This is a genomic window from Thalassococcus sp. BH17M4-6, from assembly GCF_049323015.1.
GTDB lineage: Bacteria > Pseudomonadota > Alphaproteobacteria > Rhodobacterales > Rhodobacteraceae > Puniceibacterium.
The window spans coordinates 31,352-57,221 of the sequence record NZ_JBMPGU010000005.1 but is presented as its reverse complement, the minus strand read 5'-3'; the positions used below and the strand labels follow the sequence as shown (position 1 = coordinate 57,221).

Here is a 25,870-nt window from a genome sequence, read left to right as displayed (position 1 = left end):
TTTTCCCAGCCTTTTCAAGGCCACCTTGCGCCCCGGCTTTGGCTGGGGCGTTTTCTTTTGCAGGGTCAATTCTCGGGCAGGACAACCGCCTCGATCCGGCGGTTGAGCGCACGGCCCTCTTCGGTGAGGTTCGTGGACAGCGGCGAAAGATAGCCCACCCCGTCCGCCGACAGACGGCCCGGCGCGATGCCGTGACGGTCGATCAGGTACCGGACCGCGGCGCTGGCACGACGCCGCGACAGGGCGATATTGGCCTCGAGCGATCCGGTGGCGTCTGTATGCCCGACAAAGACGATCCGGCGGTCGGGATTGGCCGCCATGTATTCCGCGATCTGTTCCAGCGACGGTATCGCCGCGTCGCCCAGGTCGAACGACCCGATGGCAAACTCCAGGTCCAGAAGCGCCACATGCCCGGTGCTGTCCAACCGCCGGGCCAGCTCCTCGGTGCTTTGCGACAGGACGGGGCGCTGGCTGGTGGTGACCGTGACCGGCGCCGTGGTGGCCGCGTCGGTCAGGCGGATGATCTGGATGAACGCCGCCGCCGATGACCGGCTGACCAACAGGCTGACCGCATCGGTGGCCTCGCCGGGTTTGCGCGCCGATAGAAAGCGGTAATCGCTGAGGTTCACGTACATCGCCGGGCCGGGCAGCACTTCGGTCTCGAACCGGAAATCGAAACCGCCGCAGGCCGCGGCGCTGCATTCAAAGATCACCTCGTACCCCGCCGCTTGAAGCTGGTCGCGCAGCGGTGCCAGGATCTGCAGGGTCGTGGCGCTTTGCCCGTCCACCCGCCAGGCCTGCCGGGTCTTGGCCCCTTCGATGCGCAGCGCGGCGATGCCCTCTTCGCCCGTCCAGGGGCCGATGGGCAGCCGGTAGCTGGCCGCGTCGGATGTTGATTCCATCTGCAGCCGCGCGCCCCCGGGCAGTGCCAGTTCGGCAGCCCAGGCCGGAGCAGCCAGGAAGCACGCGGCCAAAAAGGCCCTAGCGCGCCTGCGCGTGGTAGTCGTCATTGGGGCGCATGTCGGTGGCAGAGGCGACGCGGTTGGTCATGTTGAAGAATCCCGCGACGTTGGCGATGTCCCAGATGTCGCGGTCGCTGAACCCGGCATCGCGCAGGACGGCGCGGTCGGCCTCGACCACCTCGGCGCTGGATCTAGTGATCTTTTCGGCAAAGCCCAGCATCGCGGTCTGGCGTGGGTCCAGATCGGCCACGCGCCAGTTCATCACCATCATCTCGCCCAGCTTGGGATCGCCGGACAGCTGGCGGACGGCGGCACCATGCGCGGTCAGGCAGTAAAAGCACTTGTTCACCGACGACACGACCACCGCGATCATCTCGCGCTCCAGCTTGCTCAGGCCCGAGTCGGCCAGCATCAGATCGTTGTAGAGCGCGGTAAAGGCGTTGAGCTTGTCGATGTCGAAGGCATAGGCGCGCAGGACGTTGGGGATCATGCCCAGCTTGTCCTGGCAGATGTCGAAATACTTTTGCGTCTCGGGCGGCAGCGGATCGACCATCGGCAGGTCGAGCGCGGTGGGCATGTCCTTGGTCACGTCAGGGGCCTTCCGGGTTGGGCAGGATGCGATAGTGGTACTGTCCCACAGCCGTCATGCCGAGGGAAGCATAGAGACCGTTGGCCCCGTCATTGGCCTGTGTACAGAGCACCGACATCCAGGCCGCCCCCTGTTTCTCGGCCCAGATCGCGGCGCAGCGCATCATCCAGTCGCCCAGACCCTTGCGGCGGTGCGCGGGCGCGATTTCCAGCGCGTGCACCATGGCGATGTCACCGTGCAGCGCGCAAAAGCCCGCCCCTGCCGGTTTGTCGCCGGTGCGCCCGAAAATCCCGGTCTTGGGCCCGGTGACACGGGCCATGACGCGCAGCCGGTCGGGCCCGATGCCGCCCGCGGCCCAGATCTCGCGCATGATGGCCAGCGGCTCCCAGATCGCGAAGGCCGTGACACGGGGCAGGGGTTTGTCGGTCAGTTTCGCGATCGGGCAAAGCCAGAGGGTGACCGGGTCGATCACCTGATAGCCGCGCGCGGCCAATGCGGCGTCCAGCGCGTCCTCTCCCTGCCGGATCATGAAAAGCGGGGTCTGGCCAAGCATCCGCATCGCCTGTTCGGCGGCGGGCACATCGTCGGTCTGCCAGTCGCCCTGCGCCGTGGCCGCTGACACCCGTTTGCCGCCGCCCGCCCCGTCGCGCAGCACCCAGGGGCCTGCGTCGGTGCGCGCTGCGGGCGGCCATGTCGCCTCGGTCACGTCGTAAAGCGTCTGCGCGTCGGGGGTCATTCCGGGAACAGCTTTGACAGCCGTGCCATGGCGGCGTCGATCCGCGCGCCATCGGTGCCCCGGATCACGATATTGGCGCCATAGATGCCGTCTTTCTGATAGGGATAGGACCCGATCGAAAGGTCGGGAAAGTCTTGTGCCAGTTCGCCCAACGGCCCCGCGATATCGCCTTCGCCGCGCTGGATCCGCAGGGTCTGGCTCAGCAGCGGCTGGCCGCCGGTCAGCGTCGGCAGGACCGACGCGACCATCGCCTCAAACACCGCGGGGACACCGGCCATCACGTGCACGTTGCCGATGGTAAAGCCCGGTGCCACCGACACCGGGTTGTCGATCAGCGTGGCCCCGTCCGGAATGCGCGCCATGCGCAGGCGCGCGGCGTTCAGCTCGGACCCCTGGCGGTCGTAATGCGCCTGCAGCAGCGCGCGGGCATCGTCGCGCACGTCGATCCCGACGCCAAAGGATGCGGCGACGCAATCGGCGGTGATGTCGTCATGGGTCGGCCCGATCCCGCCCGAGGTCACGACGTAATCATGCGCCGCGCGAAGCGCGTTCAGGGCCGCGACGATGGCATCGCGGGTGTCGGACACGATGCGCACCTCGCGCAGGTCGACGCCATGTTTGGCCAGTTCCTGCGCCAGGTAATGCATGTTGGCGTCCCGGGTGCGGCCCGACAGGATTTCGTCGCCGATGACCAGCATGGCGGCGGTGGGGTTGGACATCGGGGGTGTTCCTTGCGTGGTGTTCCCGACAGGTATAGTGCCCGCTGCATGCGCTTTCAAACCCCTCTGATCCCGGCCACGCTGATCCGCCGCTACAAACGCTTTCTGGCCGATGTGCGGCTCGAAGACGGGGCCGAGGTAACGGCGCATTGCGCCAATCCCGGCTCGATGATGGGGCTGGCGGACCCGGGCATGCGGGTCTGGCTGGAACCCAACGACGATCCCCGGAAAAAGCTGAAATTCGGCTGGCGTCTGGTCGAGGTGCCGGGCGGCATGGTCGGGGTGGACACCAGCCTGCCCAACCGGATGCTGCGCGCCGCCTTGGAGGCGGGCGCTGTCGCGGGGCTGGACGGCTACGACGCGGTGCGGCCCGAGCAGAAATACGGCATCGGCAGCCGTATCGACTTTCTGTTGCAGGGCGCGGGACGGGCCGACGCCTATGTCGAGGTCAAGTCCGTCACCCTGTCGCGCCAGCCGGGGCTGGCGGAATTTCCCGACAGCGTCACCGCGCGCGGCGCCAAGCATCTGGCCGAACTTGCCACGGTGGCGCAAAACGGGGCGCGGGCGGTCATGCTCTACCTCGTGCAGCGCAATGACTGCAGCCGCGCGACCCTTGCGGGCGACATCGACCCGGCCTATCTGCACGCCTTCGGGCAGGCGCGCCGCGCCGGGGTCGAGGTTTTGTGTTTCGGTTGTGACATCACGCCAGACGGCGTCTGGCTGGGCCAATCGCTGCCCTTCGATGTCCCATATGCAAGCTAACACCCCGCCCGGCCTGCGAAATAACGCAAATCGCCCAAGGTTGACGCAAAACGCCGACGGGTCAGCTTGCCGCGCCGCCCCCACTGGCGCTGCGGCGAAAATGGCACTAAATAGCCCATAAGGCACGAATAAGGAGGCGCAGTTCGTGAACCAGGACACGCGCGGCCGTCTGACACGCGACGGCATCCGCATCTACGATCAGGCTGACTTTGCCGGCATGCACAAGGCCGGTGAGCTTGCTGCGCGCATCCTTGACGAGGTGGCGGATCAGATCTTTGTCGGTCAGACCACCGGCGCCATCGACGCCTTCATCGAACGGCGGGTCGAGGAAGAGAACGCGATCTCGGCCACCATCGGCTACAAGGGCTACAAGCACGCCAGCTGCATCAGCGTCAATCACGTGGTCTGCCACGGCATTCCCGGCGACAAGAAGCTGAAGGACGGCGATATCCTGAACATCGACGTCACGGTGATCGTCGATGGCTGGTACGGCGACACCAGCCGGATGTACGTGGCCGGAAAACTGGCGCGCAAGTCGGAGCGGCTGATCCAGGTCACCCACGACAGCCTGATGAAGGGGATCGAGGCGGTGCGCCCCGGAAACACCTTTGGCGACATCGGCCACGCGATCCAAAGCTATGTCGAGGCGCAGCGCATGTCGGTGGTGCGCGATTTCTGCGGTCACGGGCTGGGCCGGGTGTTCCACGCGCCGCCCAATGTGCTGCATTACGGTCGTCCCGGCACCGCCGCGGTGCTGGAAGAGGGCATGTTCTTCACCATCGAGCCCATGGTTAACCTGGGCCGCCCGGAAACCAAAGTTCTGTCCGACGACTGGACGGCGGTGACCCGCGACAAGTCGCTGTCGGCACAGTTCGAACATTCCGTGGGCGTCACCGCCGACGGCTGCGAGATCTTCACGCTTTCGCCCGGCGGACGCTTTCACCCGACCTACCAGACCTGACCCGGCGCGCCCATTGAAGTGCGCTGCGTTCGCGGATGCGTTGGGGACTGTGCGCCTGCGGCGTTTCCCCCAAGGTATCGCATGCTAGATGGCAGGTTAACGATCCCGACAGGACATCCCCAATGGGCACGGAAAACCGGTTTCTGATCACGCTGCTTTCGGCCTGCAACTTTGTCATCGGCATGGGGGCCTTTGTCGTGATCGGCCTGCTGTCCCCGGTCGAGCAGGCGCTGGGGGTCACCACCGCGAAGGCCGGCTACCTGATGACGGTCTATGCGATCGCCTATGCGATCCTGTCGCCGCTGCTGGTGTCATGGACCGGGGCGCTGGGGCGCAGGCGGGTGCTGGCCATCGGGATGGGCCTGTTCGGACTGGGCGCGCTGGCCTCGGCGCTGGCACCCGGGATCGGGTGGCTTTACGCCGCGCGGGTGGTAATGGCGGCGGGGGCCGGCATGTTCACGCCGGTGTCGGCGGCGGTGGCCGCGGGGCTCAGCGCGCCCGAGGAACGTGGCCGCGTTCTGGCCGCGGTGGTCTTTGGCCTGACGCTGGCGCAGGTCTTCGGCGTGCCGACGGGATCCTGGGTGGCCTACACCTTTGGCTGGCGGGTGGCATTCTGGCTGGTGCTGGCGCTCGCAGTCGTGGCGCTGTGGCTGGTCTGGACGCGGGTGCCCAGGGGCCTGCGGTTCCAGCCGGTGACGCTGGGCGATCTGGGCAAGGTATTGCGCAACGGGCTGGTGATGGGCGCGGTGCTGTTCACCGCCTCGTTCCTAGGGTCGATCTACGTTCTTTTCACCTACTTCCAGCCACTGCTGAGCGACACCATGGGCTTTGGCCGTGATGGCATCACGCTGGCGCTGCTGGTCTTCGGCCTTGGGGCGGTGGCGGGCAATGTGCTGGGCGGGTTCATGGCCGACCGCATCGGGCCGGTGCGCACGCTGGTGGTCCTTTGCCTGGCGCAGATCGTGATCCTGCCGGTGTTTTCGGCCCTGCCGATGCCGCAATGGCTGCTGTTTGCGGTTATCTTTGTCTGGTCAGTCTGCGGCTGGTCGTTCATGGCCGGACAGCAGTTGCGGCTGCTGGGGCTGGCGCCGCAAAGCGCGTCGGTGGTGCTGGCGCTCAATGCCGCGGCGATCTACGTGGGGTCTGCCGCGGGATCTGCGGTGGGGGCGCAGGTGCTGCACCTGACCGGGCCGGGCCTGCTGGGCGTGGCGGCCAGCATCGCGATGCTGGCCACGCTGGGGCATATCCTCTGGTCGCACCGGGCGGCGACGCTCAGCTCTCGAACGTCCAAAGCGCCGGGATAAATCGGTAGGCGTCGCCTTCGCGCATGACATGGCCCACGCCCGGGAAGGGGAAGTGATAGCCGATCACCGCCATGCGGTCCGCCGCTGCCATGTCCAGCAGCCGCGCGCGGGTGGCGACGGTCTGGTCGCCGTCCATGTCGAATTCGTTGTACCAGTCCGGGCGGGCAAAGCTCAGATAGGCATGGCTCAGCGCGTCGCCGATGGCCAGCAACTGCTGGCCATCGCTTTCGACCACGACGCTCATGTGCCCCGGCGTATGCCCGGGCGTGTCGATGACCCGGATGCCGGGCGCGACCTCGTCGCCATCGGCGAGAAGCGTCCATTCGGCGCCGTCGACGGTGATCGAATTCACCGCCCCCAACACGAACTGCTGCATGTCCTGCGGGACCTGATTCACCAGATCGTCCTGCATCCAGAAATCCCGCTCGGCCGCGCCGATGAACTTTTGTGCGTCGGGAAGAATCGCCTCGTCGAAATCGTCGCGAATGCCCCAGATGTGATCGGGATGCGCGTGGGTGATCACCACATGGGTAATGCTGTCGGGATCCACGCCCGCCGCGTCGAGGTTGGCCATCAGCCGCCCGGCGGTGTCCAGAAAGCGGTTGCCCGATCCGACATCCACCAGAACCTTGGCCTCGCCCAACTCGATCAGCAGGTGGTTGGTGTGGGCGTAGTTGGTTTCGGGCGAAAGGAAATGCGCGGTCAGGAAGGCCTGCACCTCTGCCGGATCGGCATTGACGCCGATCCCCGAGACCGGCAGCGACAGCGACCCGTCCGAGATCACGGTCATCTTCGCCTGCCCCAGGGTGAAGCGCATGTAGGTGGGGTTGGGTCCGGCCGGCGCGCCCAGCTGCGCCGAATAGGCGGTCACCGGCAAGGTCAGCGCGGGCATGGCGGCGGCCATGCGAAGCAGGGTACGGCGGCTGGGGGTAAAGGCAGGCATCGGTGACTCCATCTTCTATTCAGAAAGTTGAATTTGAGGATAGATGGATCGCGCTCAAATACCAGATGAAATTCAGTGGGGGGAGCATCCGGTCGGATTTCCCCGTGACAGGGCGTCAGGGTCGGCGCTGGTCCGGAGGCGTCAGGTTGGCAGCCTTGGCATCGTCGGACCGGCGCCAAAGCTCGTACAGAAGCGTGGTGTGGTTGGCGGCGGTGATGCTGTCCTGGATCAGCACGGGGCCCGCGCTGGGGCGTGGGGGCCGGACCTTGTCGGCCGTCTTGGGCACCGGTGCGAACAGGCTGAAGAAACTGGCGGCAAACGTGGTCATGGTTGGAAAGTAGCGCAGAGGGCGCTATCCGCCAAGGTCGTCCGACGGGGGCGCGCTGTATTCCAGAACCGTCACATGCGTGTCGCCGTATCTGCGCGCCTCCAGCAGGTCGAACCCGGCGGGCGCGGCCTGCGGTGCGCTTTCTTCCCAGACGATGAGGGCGCCGTCGGCGATCCAGCCCCCCGCCCTTGCCGAGGCCAGCGCCCGGGCCCCCAGCCCCTTGCCGTAGGGCGGATCAAGAAAAAGCAGGTCGCAGGGCGCATCGGCCATGGGCAGCCGCGTCGCGTCGCAGGCCAGCAGCCGCGTCTGTCCCGTGGCCGCCAGAAGGGCAATATTCCTGCGGATCAGCGCCTGTGCCTTGCGCCCGTCATCGGCAAAGGTCACATGCGCCGCGCCGCGCGACAGCGCCTCGATCCCCAGCGCGCCGGTGCCTGCAAAAAGGTCCAGCACCCGGGTACCGTCGAACGGATCGCCGAACCGCCCGCCCGCCAGCATGTTGAACAGGCTTTCGCGCACCCGGTCGGTGGTGGGGCGCAGATGCGCGCCCGGATCGCCCTTGCCGACCGACACCAGCGCCCGGCCGCGAAACTGACCGGCAATGACCCTCACGCCTTCAACAGCGCCTTGAGGTCGGTCTGCGTGTCGCGGATCGCGTCGGGATGCGGGGATTTGCCCATTTCGATCAGCCGCTTGCCGACCATGTACGACCGCGGGTCGTTCATCGCGTCCAGCGCCAGCAAGGTGTCCCCTGCGTAATACCAGTAGGACACGCTGTCGCCGGGCCCCTGCCGGGTGACGATCCGGTCATAGCCGGTGTTCAGCCCCGCGATCTGCAGCTTCACGGTGTACTGATCCGACCAGAACCAGGGGGCCGCCACATAGGGCCGTTCGGCGCCCAGGATGTTGTCGGCCACCACCTCGGCCTGGTCGATGGCGTTGCCGACGCTTTCCAGCCGGATGCGCCCGTTCTTCCACGGGAAGGACGCGCAGTCGCCTGCCGCCCAGATCGACGGATCGGATGTGCGGCCGTAGGCATCGCTCTTGATCCCGTTGTCCAGTTCGAGACCCGCATCGCGGGCCAGCCCTTCGCAAGGGATGATGCCCACGCCCACCAGCACGAAATCCAACTCCAGCACCTCGCCGGTGCTAAGCTCTGCGCCAGTGACCTTGCCGTCGCCCAGCAGCCGTTTCAGCCCGGTGCCTTCCTTGAGGTTGACGCCGTGCCGGGTGTGCAGGTCGCGGAAATAGTCCGAGGTTTCGGGCGCCGCCACACGTTTCAGGATGCGATCCGACGCCTCGACCAGCGTGACCTTCAGGCCCAGTTTGGACGCGACCGCTGCCGCCTCGAGCCCGATATAGCCGCCGCCCACGATCAGCACCCGCGCGTCGCGAACGAAATGCGGGGCCATCGTGTCGACGTCGTGCAGGGTGCGCAGGGTGAACACGCCGTCCAGATCGCCGCCAACCTCGGCAGGCAACCGTCGCGCGGTCGATCCGGTCGTCAGTGCCAGCTGGTCGTAGGGGATCACGTCGCCGCCTTCGCGCGTGACGGTCCTGGCCGCGCGGTCGATCGAGATGGTCGAGGTGCCAAGCTTCAGGTCGATGTCGTTGTCGGCATAAAAGCTTTCGGGCCGCAGCAGCAGCCGTTCCTGGGTCATTTCACCCAGAAGATAGGCCTTGGACAGCGGCGGGCGCTGATAGGGCGGCGCCGGGTCGTCGCCAATCAGGGTGATCTTGCCTTCGAACCCCTGCTTGCGCAGACGCGCCACCAGCGCCGCACCGGCCTGTCCCGCGCCGATCACCACGACATCGCCCATCGCTTCCCCCTTTGGATTGCTGTTGGTGTTTGCCTGGGGCACCCTATATCCCGAAGGTCAGACAACGCAATTCAACGAAAGGGACGGATATGGCTATTTCGACGGGGGACACGCTGCCCGAGGCAAATCTGGTGCGCATGGGCGACGACGGCCCCGAAACGGTGGCGCTGGCGGACCGGCTCAAGGGGCGCAAGGTCGTGGTCTTTGCCGTGCCCGGCGCCTACACCCCGACCTGCCATTCGGCGCATGTGCCCAGCTTCATCCGGACCAAGGGCGACTTCGACGCCAAGGGCGTGGACGAGATCATCTGCATCTCGGTCAACGATCCCTTCGTGATGAAGGCCTGGGGCGAGGACACCGGCGCCTCTGTCGCGGGGATCACCATGCTGGCCGATGCCGATTCTGCGTTCACCAAGGCCATCGGCATGGATTTCACCGCGCCCCCGGTGGGGCTGATGAACCGGTCCAAGCGCTATGCGATGCTGGTCGAGGATGGCAAGGTCACGGCGTTCCTGCCCGAAGAAAGCCCCGGCACCTGCGAAATCTCGGCCGGGGAATCGCTGCTGGCGGCGATCTGATATCTGACGTTCGCCTTGTTCCGTGCCCGGGTGATGCCCCCGGCGCGGAACACGGCGAAAGGTGGCCGCTTCTGTCAGAGAATCCCCTCGTAGATCGGGCCAAGGGTCTCGGTTTCGAACAGCGACGACACCGAGGTGCCGTTCCAGATGTTCAGGATCGCCTGCGCGAAAAGCGGCGCGGTCGGGACGATACGGATGTTGTCTGCCCCCGCCACGGCGTCGGTCGCCTGGATCGAATCGGTGATCACCAGCGATTTCATGACCGATTTCGTCACCCGGTCGACCGCCGGGCCCGACATCACCCCGTGCGAGATATAGGCGTGCACCTCGGTCGCGCCGTGTTCCATCAGCAGATCGGCGGCCTTGCAAAGCGTTCCGGCGGTGTCGCACATGTCATCCACGATGATGCAGCGCTTGCCGGTGACTTCGCCGATCACCGTCATTTCGGACACTTCGCCCGCCCGTTCGCGGCGCTTGTCGACGATGGACAGCGGCACGTTGATCCGCTTGGCCAGTTCGCGCGCGCGGGCCACGCCGCCGACGTCCGGTGACACCACCATCACATCCGACATGTCCCCGAAATGCTTGAGGATATCGAGCGCGAAGATCGGAGAGGCATAAAGGTTGTCGACCGGCATGTCGAAAAAGCCCTGAATCTGCGCCGCGTGCAGGTCCATTGTCAGCACCCGCTCGATCCCCGCCTCGGCGATCATGTTGGCCACCAGCTTGGCCGTGATGGGCGTGCGCGCCTTGGTGCGGCGATCCTGCCGGGCATAGCCGAAGTAGGGGATCACGGCGGTGATCCGCGCCGCCGAAGACCGTCGAAGCGCGTCCGACATGATGAGCAATTCCATCAGGTTGTCGTTGGCAGGGTTCGACGTGGATTGCAGAATGAACATGTCCTCGCCGCGGACGTTCTCGAACACCTCGACAAAGATTTCCTGGTCGTTGAACCGTTCGACACGGGCATCGACCAGCCCCACCGACATGCCGCGATAAAGCGACATCCGTTTCGCGATGGCGGTGGCCAGCGGCAGGTTGGAGTTGCCCGAAATGAGCTTGGGTTCGATGACTGTGGGCATTGCGGGCGGCTCCGGCTGTGGCAGTGCGTGGGATTCGTGACGTTGCGCTTCGCTTAGCATGCACATACGGTCCGGCAAAGGCGCAGAACCCCCGGAGGCATCAGATGGCACATATCGAGTATTATTTCGCAACTTTGTCACCGTTTACGTACCTGGCAGGCACGCGGCTCGAAGAGATCGCGGCCAAGCACGAGGCCAGCGTGATGTACAAGCCGCTCGACATCATGGCGCTGTTCGCCCGCACCGGTGGCGTGCCGCCCAAGGACCGGCACCCCAGCCGCATGGAATACCGCGTCCAGGAACTGCAGCGCGCGAAGGTCAAGACCGGGCTGCCGCTGAACCTCAGGCCTGCGCACTGGCCCACCAATCCCGCGCCGTCGTCCTATGCGATCATCGCGGCGCAAAAGGCCGGGGGCGGCGACCTGGGGCAGCTGTGCCATTCGATCCTGCGCGCCTGCTGGGCCGAGGAAAAGGACGTGGCCGACGACGCGGTGATCAAATCCTGTCTCGAGGCTGCGGGCTTCGATCCGGTGCTGGCCGACAGCGGGCTGCTGGCCGGGGCCGACACGTATGTGCAGAACCTCGAGGATGCGGTGGCCGCCGGGGTCTTTGGCGCGCCGTTCTACATCGTCGACAGCGGGCAGCGGTTCTGGGGCCATGACCGGCTGGACGACCTCGACGCCCATCTGAGCGGCGATCTCTGACATGACGGTTCCGCGCATAGCGACCGCCGCACATGTGCGGCGGATGGGGCACGGGACCGCCCCGGCGGTCCTGCTGCATTGTGCGCTGGCGCATGGCGGGGCCTGGGGCGGCGTGATGGCGCAGCTGGGCGGCAGGATTGCGGCGCTGGCGCCCGACATGCCCGGGCACGGGCAAAGCCCGGCCTGGGACGGAACCGGCGACATCTTCGATCTGGTCACGGCGGCGGCTGCGGACTGCCTCGATGCGCCCGCGCATGTAATCGGCCATTCCTTCGGCGCGGTGATCGCGCTGCGGCTGGCGCTGGAGTGTCCGGATCGCGTGCGGTCGTTGATGTTGATCGAGCCGGTGCTGTTCCGGGCCGCACTGACAGAAGATCCAGCGGCGTTCGAGGCCTATTGCGCCTGGGATCGGCCGATGGCCGACGCGATGGAGGCCGGGCGATGGGATGCCGCCGCACAGCACTTCACCGCGTCCTGGGGCACGGGCCAGGACTGGCAGAGCATGAGCCAGGCACAGCGGGATCGCTATGCCGTGCAGATGCGGCTGGTGAATGGCACCCGGCCCGCGCTCATGGACGACCGCGCGGGCCTGCTGGCCCCCGGACGTCTGGAGGGGCTGAGGATGCCGGTCCGCCTGCTGCGCGGTGACGCGACCCTGCCGATCATGACGCCGATCCACCGGGCGCTGGCGCGGCGGGTTCCGGGGGCGCAAAACGAAGTGGTCGAAGGCGCGGGTCACATGCTGCCGATCAGCCATCCCGGGGCCACGGCGCAGCACATTGCAACGCTTCTGGATCGGGTCTGAGCGGCCCCGGCGGGCAGGCGATCAGCGCTTTTCGCCGATCTTCGGTTCGGTCCCGGCCTTCAGCCGCGCGATGTTTTCGCGGTGCCGCCAAAAGACCAGAAGCGTCAGGATGACCCCCAGCAAAAATGCCTCGGTCCGCGCGATCAGGAACATCCAGATGGTCGAGCTTGACGCCGCCAGCAGCGCGCCAAAGCTCGATATCCGCGTCAGCGCCACGCCGGCGATCCACGTGGCGCAACACAAAAGGCCCACGGGCCAGACGAGCGCCAGCAGGATGCCCAGAAAAGTCGCCACGCCCTTGCCGCCGCGGAACCGCAGCCAGACCGGGTAGCAATGGCCCAGAAAGGCCGCGAGCCCGGCGATCTGCGCCGCGTCTTCGCCGGCCATGGCGCGGGCCAGCAGGACCGCCATCGCGCCCTTGACCCCGTCCAGCAGCAGGGTTGCGGCGGCGGCGGTCTTGTTGCCGGTGCGCAGCACGTTGGTGGCGCCGATGTTGCCCGACCCGATGCTGCGCAGATCGCCCAGCCCCATCGCCCGGGTCAGCACGATGCCGAATGGGATCGAGCCCAGAAGGTAGCCGATGACGGCCCAGATCAGGATCTCGAGCGGGGTGGTGGGCGGCGGCATGGCGATCCTCGGGTCAGTGACCGCCCGTGTTTAGCCGAACTGCCGGGCGGATCAAGTTTTGTGCGTTGCGGCGGGGCAAATTGATCGCGCGGCAGAAGATGGATGGCCGGTGTTCCGCACACGCCGCGATTTCGCAGAGCTTGCGCCAAGGTCCGGTTGAGCCTTGACCCCTCTCGTCAGTCTGGGCTGCGTGAGGATTGCCCAAGTGCATGGATTTATGAGACGATTTCTGGTATATCGCCGTCAGCCCTGACGACGATCAAGCGCCTTCTGCAGGGTTCGCGTCCGGGAAAAGCTGCGTGCCGTCGGATTGTAGTTCCTGCATGCGCCTGATCAGCCGTTCGCGGACGTCGCAGGACAACTCCCAGGAGGTATTGGGGTTGGCACAGGCAACGCAGAAGGTCACGATCTGGCCAAAAACGTCCTGGCCGGTGACCAATACCTGATGGTCTTCTTTGCTGCCAACCTGGTCTTGATCCACCTCTTTCAGCACCTCAAAGAACAGGTCGCGCAACTGTGCGATTTCGGCGTCATGCGCCACATGAACTTCGATCTCGCGGATCATCTGCGGTTCTTTGATTGTCCAGTTCTGGAAGGTCTCAGAAACGAATTCGGTCACCGGCACCACCAGCCGAACGCCGGTCCAGACACGCAGCAGGACATAGGTGAAGTTGATCCGCTCTACCGTACAGATATGTCCGTCATAGACCACCTTGTCGCCAATACGGGCGGATTGGTTCAAGGCAATCTGCATCGACGACATGATGTTCGACAGAACTTCGCGCGCCGCGAAACCCAGCACCAGTGTCGCTGCCCCGGCAGAGGCCAGCAGCGAAAATCCGAAGGTGCGGAAGAGATTGGCCTCGGCCAGCACGATCCCCAAGCCCAACAGGAAAATGATCACTATCAGGATCCGGCGGGCGAGCGACACTTTTGTCGCCTTCTCGCGCAGCCCGTCATATTCGGCCAGACGCAGATCGTCGTCGTCAAGCATGACCAGCTGGTCGATGACCCGGTCGACGGCGTTCACGACAAAGAGCAACGCGGACATCACATAGCCAAGCGCGATGACGGGCGGAATCAGCGTGGCGACCGGCCCGGAAAAAACAAAGATGCCGCTGATGATCGAGATAATAAGGGTTATCACGAACAAGACCGCCGGCAAACGCGAGGCAGAGACAAACCTCTCGACAAAGCCATCCCCCGCAGACGCGGCCGCGCGCGACATTGCCCTGTAGGTCAGGAGCCCGCCAAGAGCCGCGATCAAAAGCATGACGGGCAGGCCGATAACCTCCCACCACATCAGGTTCCAGAAGCCGTCCTGACGGGCCCAATCCGGCAGCTTCCGTTCCAATTTCGACGGGCCGAAGACATCATAGAGTTTGTCGATATTCGCAACGGACCGGCGCGAAAAAATCCAGACTGGCGCGTCTTCGCCCACCCGCACGCGGTCAAGATAGATGGGATATGGTCGGTCGTCGATGTCCAGCACCCATAGCAGGATGGAGCGGCGTTCCTGCCCAGCCACAGCACTTTTCGAGGTGGCCGTCGCGTCCAGTGCATCGGGGCGGTCCAGAAGGCTGCCCCAGCTGATCACCACCTTGCGGTCGATCAGGGTGGCCAGCTTCTCGGCCAGTTGTGGACCCTCCGCAGATTGCCGACCGGGTGGAATATTGGCCAGATTCAGCAAATGCGCCGCCTTGTTGAAATCACCAGCGTCCGTAAGATCAAGCATCGCCTCCATCACGGCATGGGGCGAACTGCGGTCAAGCGTGTCAGGCGGTGAATCAAGCCCGGTGTTGAGGCTGTCGATTTCGTAAACGCTCTCTTGCGCTGCGACGGCCTGTGCGGTGATGAAAAGTGCACAGAAAAGGCACGTCGAAAGCAGTTTCAAGGCGTTCAAATGAGGTTTCTCCTGAAGGGGATCAGTCGCAAGACTATTCTGCGTTAACCATTTCAGGATACGTTTCGTTCCCCATCCGCGAGGAGAGGCGGAAAGACCAAGGCTATGCGACCGTCGAAGGGGGCAGGCGGTCGTCGGGGCAGGTCAACGCGCTCCCACGCCGCCAAAGGCAACTTGAATTCGCGATCGACGATGTAGTGCGACAGATCGGCTGCCAGGCGCATCTCGGGGATCGCATCGAGCATGGACAGGGTCGCAAATAGGTCGTTCGTGATACAGTTGCGGTGCGTTTCGAAATGTACGGGCATGCCGATCATCGGGTCCGTGACCGACCGTGTTTAGCCGAACTGCCGGGCGGATCAAGGTGTCAGCGTGGCAAAGGGGGATGAGATGCCCGCCCGCAGGACCATTCGAAATGTCCGCTGTTTTGCGGGGCAGGCGACATCGTTCCAACGGTCACGCGTGGTAGGCCGTTGATCTCGGGGCGAAACTGCGCAAAAACGCGCCATGAGCGCCAATTCCAGCCATCCGGCGATTCCCACGGGGCTTCGCAAGGTCATGCAGGGCAGCCGGGTTTCGCTGTCACTGGCGGACTTTACCCAGCCGGATTGTCCGCTGGTCGCGGTGAACGACAGGTTCTGTGACCTTAGCGGCTATGGCCAGGACGAGGTGCTGGGACGCAATTGCCGGTTCCTGCAACCGACCGGCGGGGCCGGGCCGGTGCGCGACCGGATGCGCGCCTTCCTGAAAGATGCCGATCAGAAGGACGGGAAGTTCCTGATCCCCAATATCCGGCGCAACGGCAAACGGTTCCTCAACCTTGTCTACATGAGCAAGCTTTACCGCGGCGGACAGGTCGCGCTTGTCCTTGGATCGCAGTTTTCGGTCCAGCCCGACGATCGGCGGAAAACCGACGTGTACGATGCAGCGCTTCTTGAAGACCTTCAGGTTATGAAGGATATTCTTGGTGAAACCGCGATGGTTCTGCTTGGGAGTTACGAGTCTTTGGCGTCTTCTCACTCCATCATAGCGCAGGCAAGACTAGAAGGGATCGATGGCGAAGACTGAGGAGGGCGACAACCTCTTTCCGGTTGTTGGTGTTGGCGCGTCTGCCGGTGGGCTTGAAGCTTTGAGAGAGATGTTCGGTGGGCATAAGGGCCCGACCGACATGGCTTTTGTCGTCGTGCAACACCTTGATCCGACGCACGAATCCCTGATGGCCGAACTGATCGACCGCTACACCGCCATGACGGTGCGGCAGGCGGAGGGTAATGAACGGCTCAAGCCCAACCATGTCTACGTGATCCCGCCCGGGTTCGGCCTTGCGTTGCAGGGCGGCATCCTGAACCTGACGGAGTTCAAGGATCCGCGTGGCATGCGGCGACCGATCGACGATTTCTTTGAAAGCCTGGCGCATGACCAAAAGAATCTGGCCGCTTGTGTCATCCTGTCGGGCACCGGGGCCGATGGCAGCCGGGGCCTGCGCGCGATCAAGGAAAACGGCGGGCTGTGTGTCGTCGAGCGGCCCGAAAGTGCGGCCTATGACGGCATGCCGTCCTCGGCGATCAACACCGGGCTGGTCGACATCATTTCCGAGCCGCGCGATATCCTGGGCTACGTCCGATCGTTTTTCCAGCACGGCAGCCTGACCGGCGACAAGGCCGAAGAGAATGGCAATGTCGCCGACAGCGTTGACGAGCTTTGCGATGTCCTGCGCCAGGCCATCGGACACGATTTTTCGCAGTACAAGCGCAGCACGCTCAACCGCCGCATCGCCCGGCGCATGCAGGTGTTGGGGATCGAGGACAGCGCGAAGTATCTTGAACGACTTCGCAGCGGCCCCGAGGAGTGCGATGCGCTCTTTCGCGACCTACTGATCAACGTCACCCGGTTTTTCCGCGACCCCAAGCATTTCGACGCGCTGAACCGGCTTGTCATCGACCCGCTTGTCGCCAACTGTCGCGATGGCGAGGAACTGCGGATCTGGGTGCCGGGCTGTTCGAGCGGCGAGGAAGCCTATTCCATCGCGATGCTCTTTGCTGCGGCGGCCCGGACGCATGGCAAACGGCCCTATGTCCAGATCTTCGCCACCGATATCGACGACAAGATGCTTGAACTGGCGCGAAACGCCACCTACCCGCTGTCGTCGCTGGGGGATATTCCCAAAGAGTATCAGGACGACTTCGTGGATGTCGGGCACGAACGTTTTGCCATCGCGCCGCGGATCACGGACATGGTGCGCTTCAGCGTCCACAACCTCGTGCGCGATCCGCCTTATTCGAAGATCGACCTGATCTCGTGTCGCAATCTTCTGATCTATTTCGAAGACAGCCTTCAGAAGTTGGTCGTGCCGCTTTTCCATTTCGCCCTTCGGAACGACGGGTTGCTTTTCCTTGGATCGTCCGAAGCCATCGGCCGCCACGATGATCTTTTTGAGGTCGTCGACCAGAGCGTCCGTGTTTTCCGGCGGAAGAACGTCAAGAGCAACTACACGCTGAAGCTCACGTCCGAGAACCGGACGACGCAGGCGCGACGGCTGTCTGAAAGTCGCAGTTCCGAACCACAGCGCGCCGACAGCCTTGAGGTCAGCGCGATGCAGATCGTCGCGCAGAAATACGCGCCGGTAAGCTTTCTTCTGGATCGCGAGGGGCTGCTGCTTGACCGCTGGGGCAAGACCGGCCGTTATCTCGATTTCCCCGAACGGCTGGAACGCACGGTGCACGTGCCGACGCTGGCCAAGCCGGGGCTGCGCGAAAAGATCGGCCCGCTGATCCGGCAGGTTGCGGAAACCGGGCGGCGGGCCGGGATCAAGAGCGTCGACGTCCGCACCGATTTCGGCACCCTGGGGGTAAAGGTCGTCTGCGAGCCGGTGCAGGACTACGGGTTTCTGTTCATCATCGAAGAAACCCGGCCCCTGCAAGCGGCCGAATTCGATGATGATGACGATTTTGACGAATTCGAATCCGACGACAACCAGGTGAGATTCCTCGAAGACGAGTTGCGCACCACGCGGTACCGCCTGCGGTCGACCGTCGAAGAGCTTGAGACCACCAACGAAGAGCTCAAGAGTTCGAATGAAGAAATGATGTCGATGAACGAAGAGCTTCAGTCGACGAACGAGGAACTGACCACGGTCAATGACGAGTTGAAAAGCAAGGTCGATCAGCTGACCGTCGCCAATTCGGACCTCAGAAACTTCTTCGACAGCACCCAGCTTGCGGTGCTGGTGGTGGACGCGGGCCTGAACCTGCGCAGCTTCACCGATGCGGCACTCGAAATCTTTCCGATCGACAAGAGCTATATCGGTCGGCCTCTGGACGAGGTGCCGGGCCGGATCGACGGCCGCTCTTACGTCGATACGGCGCGCCGGGCCGCGGGTGAGGGCGAGCAATCCGAAACCAACCTTCATTCCAGCGAACTTGGCGCGGAATATATCCTTCGCAGCATTCCCTACCGCCTCATGGACGGCGAAATCGACGGTGCCACGCTGGTCTTTACCGACGTGACCGAGGCGCTTTCGCTGCAAAGGGATCTGCGCGAGGAACGCGAGCGGCTGCGGCTTGCGCTGGAGGTGGCGAAGATCGGCATCTGGGAATACGAGCCCGCCACCGACCGCACGTTCCTTGATGCCACCGAACGCGAGCTTCTGAACATCGCCGACTACGATTCCGCCGATACGATGGAGCCAATCTTGGCCTCCCTTCCGGCCGATGACCGCGACCGCATCAACCGCGCGCTGCGCATGGCCATCGAGGGTGACCGCGAATTCAACGAAACCTTCCGCATTCCGCTGCCCGATGGCGGGGTCCGGTGGCTGCACGGGCTTGGCAAGCAGATCTCGGTCTACGGGACGCGCAAGTTCATCGGCGTGACCTTCGATATCTCGCACGAGAGGGCGCTGCTGGATCAGCGCGAATTGATGATCCGCGAGATGAACCACCGGGTGAAGAACCTGTTTTCGGTTGTCTCTGCGATGGTGTCCATCGCGGGACAGGAGGCCGAAGATATCGAGGAGCTTGTCCGCACCCTGCGCAACCGGATCCTTTCGCTTGGAAAGTCGCACGCCCTCACCCTTGGCCCGCAGCAGGATGTCGAGAGGCAGGTCAACCTTGAAGAGCTGATCGACACGGTCGTCGCGCCCAACCAGTCCAGCCAGACCATCGAAAAGACCGGCGAGGATCTGACCGTAAACAGCGCGCAGATTACCTCGCTCGCGCTGGTGTTGCACGAATGGGCCACGAATTCGAGCAAGTACGGCGCGCTTTCGGTGCCCGACGGCCGGATCGAGGTGACCTGGACATCGACCGATACGGGCGTGGAACTGGTCTGGACCGAAACCGGCGGGGCCGACACCGCCGAAGGCACCGGGGCGGCTGGGTTTGGCACCCGTCTGGTCACCGCGGCGGCGCGGCAGTTGGGCGGCGAAGCGACCGGCGAGGACACGCCTGACGGCTACCGGCGCACCCTGTCGTTCGAAGCGAGCAGCAAAACGGACTGACGGTTATTCCGCCGCCACCGTTTCGTGCAGCGCGTCGCCGATGGCGTGGGGCGACACCGGTTTTTCGACAAAGGCGCAATCCTGAAACTCGGTCCTGAGCTCTTTGTGCGCGCAATCGGCGCTGGTGAAGACAACCTTGCAACCCTGCGTCCTGAGCTTGCGCGCGACCGGCCAGATCAGCTCGTGCCGGATGTTGATGTCGAGAAGTGCAATATCGGGGACACCCTTCTCCAATGCCGCGAAGGCTTCGGTCAGCGTGGTGCATTCCGAGTGGATGTCGAACCCGGCTTCTTCGACGGTCATCACGATGTCCATGAGCACAAGCGCTTCGTCTTCAACTATCATCACACTTTGATTTGCAGTCATGGGGCCTTACCGGGTTTTCGCCGGCTTCCTTGGCCGCGCTGGGGGTCATCCTGTTGAGAACCCGGACGAGCGCGCGCGGTTCCCAAAAACCTGCTTGGTTTTGTCGGTTTTCAGGCTGACGGGTGAATGCGCCACACGAGCGTCAACCCATCGGTGCGGTCCAGGTCGGGATGCGCGCCGATCAAAGCACCGGGCCGATGGTGCCCACGGCGTTGTTCCAGATCCGCCGCCGATAGGGCCAGGCCAGAACCTGCGCCAGTGCGACAGGATCGGACCGCGACAGATAGTGCTGTTGCCGTTCATGGATCGCGGCTGTCGTGTCCGTGTCCTGCAGCAGGATGTTGTTTTCATAGTTGAGGTCAAAGCTGCGCAGATCGAGGTTTGATGACCCGATCAGGCTGATCTGGCCGTCAATGGTCAGGGTTTTGGCATGCAGCAGGCCGTCGCGGAATTCAAAGATCAGGCACCCTGCCTCGAGCAGCTTGCGATAATAGCTTTGGCTGGCCGCGGCGACGATCCAGCTATCGTTCACCTTGGGAAAGATCAGCGTCACCTTCACCCCGCGATGCGCGGCAGAGCAGAGCGCCTCGAACACGGTGGCGTCCGGCACGAAATACGGCGTCGACAGCGTGAGCCGATGCCGGGCGGTAGCGATCAGGTTGGCGAAAAGCTGCGGCGTGGCCCCCCGCCGTTCGGTCGGGCCGTCGCCCATGACCTGTGCCGGAAATCCCCCGGGAACCGGGTCGGCGCAAAGCTTGATGTCGTCCAGCGCGGCGCCGGTGGTCTGCATCCAGTCACTGGCGAACAGCAACTGGTTCTGCGCGACCACCGGCCCTTCGAAGCGCAGCATGATGTCGACCCAGGGCGCGTATTTCGCCTTGATGCGAAATTCCGGATCGGCGGAATTGCGGCTGCCGCAATAGGTGATGCGCCCGTCGATGACGGTGATCTTGCGGTGATTGCGCAGGTCAAGCCGACTGGTCAGGATGGTTTTGACCGGGTTTTCCAGCGACAGCGCCACGGCCAGTTCGACACCCGCCTCTCTCATCCGCTGCCAGAGCTTCGATTTGACCAGGGCGCGCGAGCCCAGACCGTCGGCCATGGCGCGGCAGGTCACGCCGCGCCGCGCCGCCCGCATGAGCGCCTCGGCCACGGCCGTGCCGGTCCCGTCTTCCAGCCAGATGTAATAGAGCACGTGCACATGGTCCTGCGCCGCGTCGATATCGGCCAAAAGCCGGTCCCGCGTCATGGTGCCATCGGCCATCAGTTCCGCGCGGTTGCCGCCGACGGGATAAAACCCGTTGATCGACGCGACATAATGGAAAGGAGGCCGGTACTGGGGGTCGATCAACTCTACCACGTTGTCGGCGCGGCCCATGAAGTCTGCGGCGCGATTTCGGATTTCGGCGAAGATGCGTTTGTGACGCGTATTGGCGCGGTTGCCCAGGTCAATCTCTCCGAACAGGAAATAACTGGCGCTGCCGATGTAGGGCACGGCGTTCAGGATGACGAACCACGCAAGCCGGGCCGGCGGCGACAGGTCCTCGCGCAGCAGGATCCGGATGGTGAAGGTGAGCACGAGCAGCGCGTGCAGACCGAGAATGAGCATCATTCGGCGGGCTCCTTCACGTCGATGTCCAGGACGATGGGCAGGTGATCCGAGGCGCGGCGGGCCAGCGGCGACGCATGCACGTGGGATGACAGCGGCTGCACCGCACCCGACAGGACAAAGCGGTCAAGCGCAGCGCGGGGACGGGCCGCGTGAAAGCTGGGGCCGGGCGCGATCACCCGGGCGGCTGCGCCGAAGATCCCGCTGTCGGCCTTCCATTCGTTGAAATCCCCGGCGATGACCACCGGGTGCGGTTTGTCGCGGATATGATCCGCCAGCATGCGCATCTGCTTGCGCCGCATGCCCGGGCTCAGCCCCAAGTGCACGCCGATGACCTCGATCGCGGGGCGCTGCAACAGCGCCGACACCGCGCCGCGCGGCTCGAACGTGGGAATGTCGATGCGGGCGGCATGGGTGACCATGTGGCCGGGCTTGCAGAAAATGGCATTGCCGTGCCAGCCATGGCTTTCGGGGCGGATCGCGACATCGACGGGCGCCAGTGCCAGCGTCTTGGCCAGATCGTTCAGCGGCAGGACGCCTGCCTTGGCTCCCAGCCGTTTGTCGGCTTCCTGCAGGACAACGACATCGGCGTCGATCTCGGCCAGCACGTCGATGATGCGGCCCGCATCGCGGCGCCAATCAAGACCCACGGCCTTTCGGATGTTGTAGCTGGTGATCCGCACTTAGCCGCCGGTCATCTCTGAAAAAAACTCCGTTCCTCGCCCGTCCCGCCGCCGCGCCCTGACGGGCGATGGCCTTGGGGCTCGTGTCAGGATAACCGTGAAACCCAACACGCTTACAAGGGTATTTCCGCCCGGCAATCAGTGCCCTGGCTTTAACACCGGGTCTGGACCAACCGACATCACGCGGTTTTTTTCGGGCGCGGTCGTGGCGGGGGGCTGTGGCATCTCCTTGATCAGGACATTCTGATAGGCGTAGGGGATTTCGATCCCGGCGGCATCGAACCGCTTTTTCACCGCTTCGAGCACGTCATTCTTCACCCCCGCCGCGACGCCCGAATCCGCACACCAGACGCGCAGGCTGAAATCCACGCTCGACGCGTTGAGTGTGGTGACGGGGCATCCGACGACCTCCTCGATCGCGGGCAGTCCCGCCGCCACCTCGAGGATCAGCGCCCGCGCCTCGTCGATATCTGCATCATAGCTGATCGAGATCGGGACAAGCGCCATGGTCCGCGCCTCACGTGCTGACAGGTTGACCATGGTGGTGCTGGAAATCGAGGCGTTCGAAATGATGACCCGGCGATTGTCATAGGTTTTCAAGATCGTATAGCCCAGCGACACGTCCTCCACGATGCCGGTTTCCACGCCGGTGGGCGCGTTGATCTGCAATTTGTCGCCCAGCCGGAAGGGCCGATAGAAGATCAGGCTGAAGCCCGCGACGAAGTTCGACAGGGTCGATTGCGCGGCCAGGCCAAAGACCACCGACGCGACCGACACGCTGGCCAGAAGGGCCGTGGCCAGACGGTCGAGCGCCGGGATCATGTGGGCATACAGCATCAGGATCAGGATCCAGACAAAGGCGCTGGCCACCTTCGACAGGAACGTGATCGACATGCGGTCGAGCCGATTGTCGCGGTCGCGTTCGACGACCAGGCGGATTGTCCGCTTGAGCAGATGCGACAGGATCACCCCCGCCAGCACAAAGAGCCCGAGGATGATCAGCGCGCCAGACCACTTGTCCGGGTGCAGATGAGTTGCCCAGGCCTCCACGGTTTTCCAGGTCATCAGGGATCTCCTTGTGCTGTCATCGCCTTGCGCCGAAAGCCCTTTGCTTTGGCGACAGGGAAGTTCCAACCTCATGTTTATGGCGGGATTTTCGATGAGGCAAAGGCGTTTGGCGAACCTGTCACAAATGTAAATCTCCGGACAATCCCACTGCAAAGCGATGCACCAGATATGCAGCAACGATCATCATCAGACCAAGAGGCTGACCATGCTGCACCCTTTGTTGAAACACCTGGCCCAAATGATCGGTGGGGCGCTTTTCGGCCCGCTTGAAAGCTTGCGCACCGTACCGGTGCCGGTTGCGGTCGGTCGGCGCGACCCGTTCTTGGAAGGTCGCGCCGCGCGCCTGCCCATTCGAAATCACTGAAAGGAACGTCCCATGAAACATCCCCTCTTTTGCCTTGTCACGGTTGCCGCGCTTTCGGCACCTGCGCTGGTTGCGGCACAGCCCTTGGATTGCCCCCAACCGGCCCCCGTCTTCGCCGAAGCGGATGCCAATACATTCGATCTGGCGAAGCTGGCGCAGACGGTCGGCACCACCGATCTTGGCGGCGACTCCCTGCACGCGGTGGCAGAGCAGATCCGCGCCGATTATCCCGATGCGTCGGACGCCGACGTCGCCGATATCATGATCACGGCCTTCTGTACCTACCTCAACACCGATGCGCCCGCCGACCACCGGAGCGAGGCGAACGTGAACGCCTTTGAGCAGCAGGCCTATATCGCGGTCTTCGGGGGCCCCCCGCCCGAAAGCTATCCGCGCCAGGGCTGGCTGTACGGCAACTAGACATCGGCACGCCCTCAACCACGGCCCGTCACCCCAGGTGGCGGGTTTTTCCTTTCCTGTGAACGGCTTGGCAAATCTGTCGTGCTTGTAAGGTTTCCGAAAAGATGGCGCAGGACAGCGGCCCTAGATGTTGCTCAAAACCAAACGATACCGCACGGAAGGGACGTACCGACATGACCGCCACCGAAACGAATGCACTGGTCCTGCAAGGCGGCGGGGCGCTTGGCGCCTATCAGGCCGGGGCGTTCACGGCGCTTGACGAGGCCGGGTTTTCCTTTGACTGGATCGCGGGCATTTCCATCGGCGCGATCAATGCGGCGCTCATCTGCGGCAATCCTTCGGGAAAGCGCGTTGCCGCGCTGGAAACCTTCTGGAACCGGATTACGGCCAACCTGCCGATGTCGGCCCCGTTCTGGACCCCGGCCGGACGCCGCGCGTTTTCCGAACTCGCCGCCGCCGAGGTGACGATGGCCGGGGCGCCGGGGTTCTTCACGCCCCGGCTGCCCACCGCGCTCTGGCCCTTCGGTCCCGCGCCCGCGCTCAGCATCTATGACACCGCCCCGCTCGAGGCGACGCTGAACGAGCTGGTCGATTTCGAGTTTCTGAATACCGTCGGCCCGCGTCTTTGTGTCGGGGCCACCAATGTCGAAACCGGCAACTTTGTCTATTTCGACAGCCGCGCCACGCGGATCGACGCGCGGCATATCATGGCCAGCGGGGCGCTGCCCCCGGGATTTCCGCCGGTCGAGATCGACGGGCGCCATTACTGGGACGGCGGGCTCGTGTCGAACACGCCGCTGCAATACGTGATGGAAGAGGCGACGGGCGACGATCCGCTCTGCGTCTTCCAGGTCGATCTTTTCAATGCGCGCGGCGGTCTGCCGTCGGATGTGATCGAGGTGCAGCAGCGCCAGAAGGACATCCAGTATTCGAGCCGGACCCGCCTGACCACGGACCGCTATCGCCAGCTGCACGCGCTGCAGGCGGCGGCCGAGCGTCTTGCGGCCAAGCTGCCCGAAGCGCTGAAGGACGATCCCGATCTGGCGCTGCTGCGCCGCGCCGGGCCGTCCTGCCCGGTCACGCTGGTCCACCTCATTCATCGCAAGCAGGGGTTCGAAGGCAGCGGCAAGGACTATGAATTCTCGCGCCAGTCGATGTCCGATCACTGGGCCGCGGGCCGCGGGGACGTTACCCGGACGCTCTCTCACAAAACCTGGAAATCCCGCCGCGTGGGGGCCGACGGCCTGCGCGTCTTCGATCTGGGAACCCCAAAAGACCAAGGAGCCACAAAATGAACGCCTCTGACCTTGTCGCAAACGCCTTTGCGATGCCTGTCACCAGCCCGTCTTATCCGAAAGGGCCCTACAAGTTCGTCAACCGCGAATTCCTGACGATCACCTACCGCACCGACATGGAGGCGCTGCGCCGCGTCGTGCCCGAACCGCTTGAGATCCCCGAGCCGCTGGTGAAATACGAATTCATCCGCATGCCCGACAGCACCGGGTTCGGCGACTACACCGAAAGCGGCCAGGTGATCCCGGTCACGCTGGATGGTGTCGCGGGCGGCTACGTGCATTCCATGTTCCTCAACGACGATGCGCCCATCGCCGGCGGCCGCGAAATCTGGGGCTTTCCCAAGAAGCTCGCCGATCCGGCGTTGCGGGTCGAAAAGGACACGCTGGTCGGCACGCTCGACGTGGGGTCCGTCCGGGTGGCGACGGGCACCATGGGCTACAAGCATCGCGAGCTGGACCATGACACGGTGCTCACGGGCTTTGCCGCGCCGAACTTCATGCTCAAGGTCATTCCGCATGTCGATTGCACGCCGCGGATCTGCGAGCTGGTGCGCTACTACACCGTCGATGTGACTCTGAAGGGCGCATGGGAAGGCCCGGCCGGGCTTGAACTGCACCAGCACGCGCTGGCCCCGGTGGCCGATCTGCCGGTGCGCGAGGTCCTCTCCGCCGTCCACCTGATGACCGACCTGACGCTTGGTCTGGGCGAGGTCGTCCACGACTACCTGCAACCGAAAGGATAACGGA

Annotated in this window: 28 protein-coding genes; 11 read left to right on the top strand and 17 right to left on the bottom strand. The window is 64.2% G+C overall.

The genetic code is table 11. From position 1 onward, the window contains the following. Window positions 1-65: 65 nt before the first annotated feature. The 4 genes from ACOXXX_RS09000 to ACOXXX_RS08985 form a co-directional block, all read right to left on the bottom strand. Window positions 66-902 carry an OmpA family protein gene (locus tag ACOXXX_RS09000; protein ID WP_422826234.1) on the bottom strand — a complete coding sequence of 279 codons (837 nt, stop codon included), beginning with the start codon at window positions 900-902 and terminating at the stop codon, window positions 66-68. Window positions 903-981: 79 nt separating this feature from the next. Then, window positions 982-1,539 (bottom strand): peroxidase-related enzyme, encoded by a 558-nt coding sequence (locus ACOXXX_RS08995; RefSeq protein WP_422826431.1) that lies wholly within the window; start codon window positions 1,537-1,539, stop codon window positions 982-984. Window positions 1,540-1,552: 13 nt separating this feature from the next. After that, a complete protein-coding gene (locus ACOXXX_RS08990; RefSeq protein WP_422826233.1) occupies window positions 1,553-2,287 on the bottom strand; it encodes a GNAT family N-acetyltransferase in 735 nt (244 codons plus the stop codon). Continuing rightward, on the bottom strand, window positions 2,284-3,006 hold the full coding sequence (locus ACOXXX_RS08985; protein ID WP_422826232.1) for a competence/damage-inducible protein A: 723 nt from the start codon (window positions 3,004-3,006) through the stop codon (window positions 2,284-2,286). The genes ACOXXX_RS08990 and ACOXXX_RS08985 overlap by 4 nt, the downstream gene beginning before the upstream one ends. A 48-nt stretch (window positions 3,007-3,054) precedes the next feature. On the opposite strand from ACOXXX_RS08985, the gene sfsA reads away from it, so the two are divergent. The 3 genes from sfsA to ACOXXX_RS08970 all read left to right on the top strand — a co-directional run bounded on the left by sfsA (window position 3,055) and on the right by ACOXXX_RS08970 (window position 6,033). Next, on the top strand, window positions 3,055-3,768 hold the full coding sequence (gene sfsA, locus ACOXXX_RS08980) for a DNA/RNA nuclease SfsA (RefSeq protein WP_422826231.1): 714 nt from the start codon (window positions 3,055-3,057) through the stop codon (window positions 3,766-3,768). A gap of 145 nt (window positions 3,769-3,913) precedes the next feature. Next, window positions 3,914-4,729, top strand: coding sequence for a type I methionyl aminopeptidase (gene map, locus ACOXXX_RS08975; RefSeq protein WP_422826230.1), 816 nt, complete (start codon window positions 3,914-3,916; stop codon window positions 4,727-4,729). Window positions 4,730-4,851: 122 nt separating this feature from the next. Beyond that, window positions 4,852-6,033: an MFS transporter gene (locus ACOXXX_RS08970; protein ID WP_422826229.1), complete on the top strand. Its 1,182-nt coding sequence runs from the start codon at window positions 4,852-4,854 to the stop codon at window positions 6,031-6,033. On the opposite strand, the gene ACOXXX_RS08965 is transcribed toward ACOXXX_RS08970, so the two are convergent. From ACOXXX_RS08965 to ACOXXX_RS08950, 4 genes are all read right to left on the bottom strand, one after another. Beyond that, a complete protein-coding gene (locus ACOXXX_RS08965; RefSeq protein WP_422826228.1) occupies window positions 6,002-6,976 on the bottom strand; it encodes an MBL fold metallo-hydrolase in 975 nt (324 codons plus the stop codon). The two genes, ACOXXX_RS08970 and ACOXXX_RS08965, sit on opposite strands and share 32 nt — an antisense overlap. Before the next feature lie 115 nt (window positions 6,977-7,091). Next, complete coding sequence (locus ACOXXX_RS08960) at window positions 7,092-7,304, bottom strand: hypothetical protein (RefSeq protein WP_422826227.1); 213 nt, start codon at window positions 7,302-7,304, stop codon at window positions 7,092-7,094. Window positions 7,305-7,328: 24 nt separating this feature from the next. Then, window positions 7,329-7,913 (bottom strand): 16S rRNA (guanine(966)-N(2))-methyltransferase RsmD, encoded by a 585-nt coding sequence (gene rsmD / locus ACOXXX_RS08955; protein WP_422826226.1) that lies wholly within the window; start codon window positions 7,911-7,913, stop codon window positions 7,329-7,331. Continuing rightward, on the bottom strand, window positions 7,910-9,121 hold the full coding sequence (locus tag ACOXXX_RS08950; RefSeq protein ID WP_422826225.1) for an NAD(P)/FAD-dependent oxidoreductase: 1,212 nt from the start codon (window positions 9,119-9,121) through the stop codon (window positions 7,910-7,912). The genes rsmD and ACOXXX_RS08950 overlap by 4 nt, the downstream gene beginning before the upstream one ends. An 89-nt stretch (window positions 9,122-9,210) precedes the next feature. Between ACOXXX_RS08950 and ACOXXX_RS08945 the strand changes: the two genes are divergently transcribed. Continuing rightward, complete coding sequence (locus ACOXXX_RS08945) at window positions 9,211-9,699, top strand: peroxiredoxin (RefSeq protein WP_422826224.1); 489 nt, start codon at window positions 9,211-9,213, stop codon at window positions 9,697-9,699. A 74-nt stretch (window positions 9,700-9,773) separates the two neighbouring features. Here ACOXXX_RS08945 and ACOXXX_RS08940 read toward each other — a convergent pair whose 3' ends face one another. Next, entirely contained in the window at window positions 9,774-10,781 is a 1,008-nt protein-coding gene (locus ACOXXX_RS08940) for a ribose-phosphate pyrophosphokinase (protein WP_422826223.1), read from the bottom strand. Between the two features lie 104 nt (window positions 10,782-10,885). Here ACOXXX_RS08940 and ACOXXX_RS08935 point away from each other — a divergent pair, with 104 nt between their 5' ends. Continuing rightward, complete coding sequence (locus ACOXXX_RS08935) at window positions 10,886-11,485, top strand: 2-hydroxychromene-2-carboxylate isomerase (RefSeq protein ID WP_422826222.1); 600 nt, start codon at window positions 10,886-10,888, stop codon at window positions 11,483-11,485. A gap of 1 nt (window position 11,486) precedes the next feature. Beyond that, a complete protein-coding gene (locus ACOXXX_RS08930; protein ID WP_422826221.1) occupies window positions 11,487-12,290 on the top strand; it encodes an alpha/beta fold hydrolase in 804 nt (267 codons plus the stop codon). 21 nt (window positions 12,291-12,311) lie between these two features. Here ACOXXX_RS08930 and plsY read toward each other — a convergent pair whose 3' ends face one another. The 3 genes from plsY to ACOXXX_RS08915 form a co-directional block, all read right to left on the bottom strand. Then, window positions 12,312-12,917, bottom strand: a complete 606-nt coding sequence (plsY, locus tag ACOXXX_RS08925) for a glycerol-3-phosphate 1-O-acyltransferase PlsY (RefSeq protein WP_422826220.1) — start codon at window positions 12,915-12,917, stop codon at window positions 12,312-12,314. A gap of 259 nt (window positions 12,918-13,176) precedes the next feature. Continuing rightward, window positions 13,177-14,811, bottom strand: a complete 1,635-nt coding sequence (locus ACOXXX_RS08920; protein ID WP_422826219.1) for a mechanosensitive ion channel family protein — start codon at window positions 14,809-14,811, stop codon at window positions 13,177-13,179. Window positions 14,812-14,873: 62 nt separating this feature from the next. Continuing rightward, window positions 14,874-15,065: a hypothetical protein gene (locus ACOXXX_RS08915; protein WP_422826218.1), complete on the bottom strand. Its 192-nt coding sequence runs from the start codon at window positions 15,063-15,065 to the stop codon at window positions 14,874-14,876. A gap of 262 nt (window positions 15,066-15,327) precedes the next feature. On the opposite strand from ACOXXX_RS08915, the gene ACOXXX_RS08910 reads away from it, so the two are divergent. Both ACOXXX_RS08910 and ACOXXX_RS08905 read left to right on the top strand, forming a co-directional pair. Then, window positions 15,328-15,888 carry a PAS domain-containing protein gene (locus ACOXXX_RS08910; protein ID WP_422826217.1) on the top strand — a complete coding sequence of 187 codons (561 nt, stop codon included), beginning with the start codon at window positions 15,328-15,330 and terminating at the stop codon, window positions 15,886-15,888. Next, entirely contained in the window at window positions 15,875-19,318 is a 3,444-nt protein-coding gene (locus ACOXXX_RS08905; RefSeq protein ID WP_422826216.1) for a CheR family methyltransferase, read from the top strand. The genes ACOXXX_RS08910 and ACOXXX_RS08905 overlap by 14 nt, the downstream gene beginning before the upstream one ends. A 3-nt stretch (window positions 19,319-19,321) precedes the next feature. On the opposite strand, the gene ACOXXX_RS08900 is transcribed toward ACOXXX_RS08905, so the two are convergent. From ACOXXX_RS08900 to ACOXXX_RS08880, 5 genes are all read right to left on the bottom strand, one after another. Beyond that, window positions 19,322-19,663, bottom strand: a complete 342-nt coding sequence (locus ACOXXX_RS08900; protein WP_422826430.1) for a response regulator — start codon at window positions 19,661-19,663, stop codon at window positions 19,322-19,324. 202 nt (window positions 19,664-19,865) lie between these two features. Then, window positions 19,866-21,296: a cardiolipin synthase gene (gene cls / locus ACOXXX_RS08895; RefSeq protein WP_422826215.1), complete on the bottom strand. Its 1,431-nt coding sequence runs from the start codon at window positions 21,294-21,296 to the stop codon at window positions 19,866-19,868. Further along, window positions 21,293-21,976, bottom strand: coding sequence for an endonuclease/exonuclease/phosphatase family protein (locus tag ACOXXX_RS08890; protein ID WP_422826214.1), 684 nt, complete (start codon window positions 21,974-21,976; stop codon window positions 21,293-21,295). The genes cls and ACOXXX_RS08890 overlap by 4 nt, the downstream gene beginning before the upstream one ends. A gap of 138 nt (window positions 21,977-22,114) precedes the next feature. Continuing rightward, window positions 22,115-23,041, bottom strand: coding sequence for a mechanosensitive ion channel family protein (locus ACOXXX_RS08885; protein ID WP_422826213.1), 927 nt, complete (start codon window positions 23,039-23,041; stop codon window positions 22,115-22,117). A gap of 121 nt (window positions 23,042-23,162) precedes the next feature. After that, window positions 23,163-23,429, bottom strand: coding sequence for a hypothetical protein (locus ACOXXX_RS08880; RefSeq protein ID WP_422826212.1), 267 nt, complete (start codon window positions 23,427-23,429; stop codon window positions 23,163-23,165). Here ACOXXX_RS08880 and ACOXXX_RS08875 point away from each other — a divergent pair. The 3 genes from ACOXXX_RS08875 to ACOXXX_RS08865 all read left to right on the top strand — a co-directional run bounded on the left by ACOXXX_RS08875 (window position 23,421) and on the right by ACOXXX_RS08865 (window position 25,866). Then, complete coding sequence (locus ACOXXX_RS08875) at window positions 23,421-23,828, top strand: hypothetical protein (protein WP_422826211.1); 408 nt, start codon at window positions 23,421-23,423, stop codon at window positions 23,826-23,828. The two genes, ACOXXX_RS08880 and ACOXXX_RS08875, sit on opposite strands and share 9 nt — an antisense overlap. A 173-nt stretch (window positions 23,829-24,001) precedes the next feature. Then, window positions 24,002-25,123, top strand: coding sequence for a DUF3734 domain-containing protein (locus ACOXXX_RS08870; protein WP_422826210.1), 1,122 nt, complete (start codon window positions 24,002-24,004; stop codon window positions 25,121-25,123). Then, on the top strand, window positions 25,120-25,866 hold the full coding sequence (locus tag ACOXXX_RS08865) for an acetoacetate decarboxylase (protein WP_422826209.1): 747 nt from the start codon (window positions 25,120-25,122) through the stop codon (window positions 25,864-25,866). The genes ACOXXX_RS08870 and ACOXXX_RS08865 overlap by 4 nt, the downstream gene beginning before the upstream one ends. The last annotated feature ends 4 nt before the right edge of the window (window positions 25,867-25,870 follow it).

Coding starts and splice junctions, on each gene's coding strand:
- ACOXXX_RS09000 (WP_422826234.1), bottom strand. CDS start 902: ATGGAATCAACATCCGACGCGGCCAGCTACCGGCTGCCCATCGGCCCC.
- ACOXXX_RS08995 (WP_422826431.1), bottom strand. CDS start 1,539: ATGCCCACCGCGCTCGACCTGCCGATGGTCGATCCGCTGCCGCCCGAG.
- ACOXXX_RS08990 (WP_422826233.1), bottom strand. CDS start 2,287: ATGACCCCCGACGCGCAGACGCTTTACGACGTGACCGAGGCGACATGG.
- ACOXXX_RS08985 (WP_422826232.1), bottom strand. CDS start 3,006: ATGTCCAACCCCACCGCCGCCATGCTGGTCATCGGCGACGAAATCCTG.
- sfsA (WP_422826231.1), top strand. CDS start 3,055: ATGCGCTTTCAAACCCCTCTGATCCCGGCCACGCTGATCCGCCGCTAC.
- ACOXXX_RS08970 (WP_422826229.1), top strand. CDS start 4,852: ATGGGCACGGAAAACCGGTTTCTGATCACGCTGCTTTCGGCCTGCAAC.
- ACOXXX_RS08965 (WP_422826228.1), bottom strand. CDS start 6,976: ATGCCTGCCTTTACCCCCAGCCGCCGTACCCTGCTTCGCATGGCCGCC.
- ACOXXX_RS08960 (WP_422826227.1), bottom strand. CDS start 7,304: ATGACCACGTTTGCCGCCAGTTTCTTCAGCCTGTTCGCACCGGTGCCC.
- ACOXXX_RS08950 (WP_422826225.1), bottom strand. CDS start 9,121: ATGGGCGATGTCGTGGTGATCGGCGCGGGACAGGCCGGTGCGGCGCTG.
- ACOXXX_RS08945 (WP_422826224.1), top strand. CDS start 9,211: ATGGCTATTTCGACGGGGGACACGCTGCCCGAGGCAAATCTGGTGCGC.
- ACOXXX_RS08940 (WP_422826223.1), bottom strand. CDS start 10,781: ATGCCCACAGTCATCGAACCCAAGCTCATTTCGGGCAACTCCAACCTG.
- ACOXXX_RS08935 (WP_422826222.1), top strand. CDS start 10,886: ATGGCACATATCGAGTATTATTTCGCAACTTTGTCACCGTTTACGTAC.
- ACOXXX_RS08930 (WP_422826221.1), top strand. CDS start 11,487: ATGACGGTTCCGCGCATAGCGACCGCCGCACATGTGCGGCGGATGGGG.
- plsY (WP_422826220.1), bottom strand. CDS start 12,917: ATGCCGCCGCCCACCACCCCGCTCGAGATCCTGATCTGGGCCGTCATC.
- ACOXXX_RS08915 (WP_422826218.1), bottom strand. CDS start 15,065: ATGCTCGATGCGATCCCCGAGATGCGCCTGGCAGCCGATCTGTCGCAC.
- ACOXXX_RS08910 (WP_422826217.1), top strand. CDS start 15,328: ATGAGCGCCAATTCCAGCCATCCGGCGATTCCCACGGGGCTTCGCAAG.
- ACOXXX_RS08905 (WP_422826216.1), top strand. CDS start 15,875: ATGGCGAAGACTGAGGAGGGCGACAACCTCTTTCCGGTTGTTGGTGTT.
- ACOXXX_RS08900 (WP_422826430.1), bottom strand. CDS start 19,663: ATGATAGTTGAAGACGAAGCGCTTGTGCTCATGGACATCGTGATGACC.
- cls (WP_422826215.1), bottom strand. CDS start 21,296: ATGATGCTCATTCTCGGTCTGCACGCGCTGCTCGTGCTCACCTTCACC.
- ACOXXX_RS08885 (WP_422826213.1), bottom strand. CDS start 23,041: ATGACCTGGAAAACCGTGGAGGCCTGGGCAACTCATCTGCACCCGGAC.
- ACOXXX_RS08875 (WP_422826211.1), top strand. CDS start 23,421: ATGAAACATCCCCTCTTTTGCCTTGTCACGGTTGCCGCGCTTTCGGCA.
- ACOXXX_RS08880 (WP_422826212.1), bottom strand. CDS start 23,429: ATGTTTCATGGGACGTTCCTTTCAGTGATTTCGAATGGGCAGGCGCGC.
- ACOXXX_RS08870 (WP_422826210.1), top strand. CDS start 24,002: ATGACCGCCACCGAAACGAATGCACTGGTCCTGCAAGGCGGCGGGGCG.
- ACOXXX_RS08865 (WP_422826209.1), top strand. CDS start 25,120: ATGAACGCCTCTGACCTTGTCGCAAACGCCTTTGCGATGCCTGTCACC.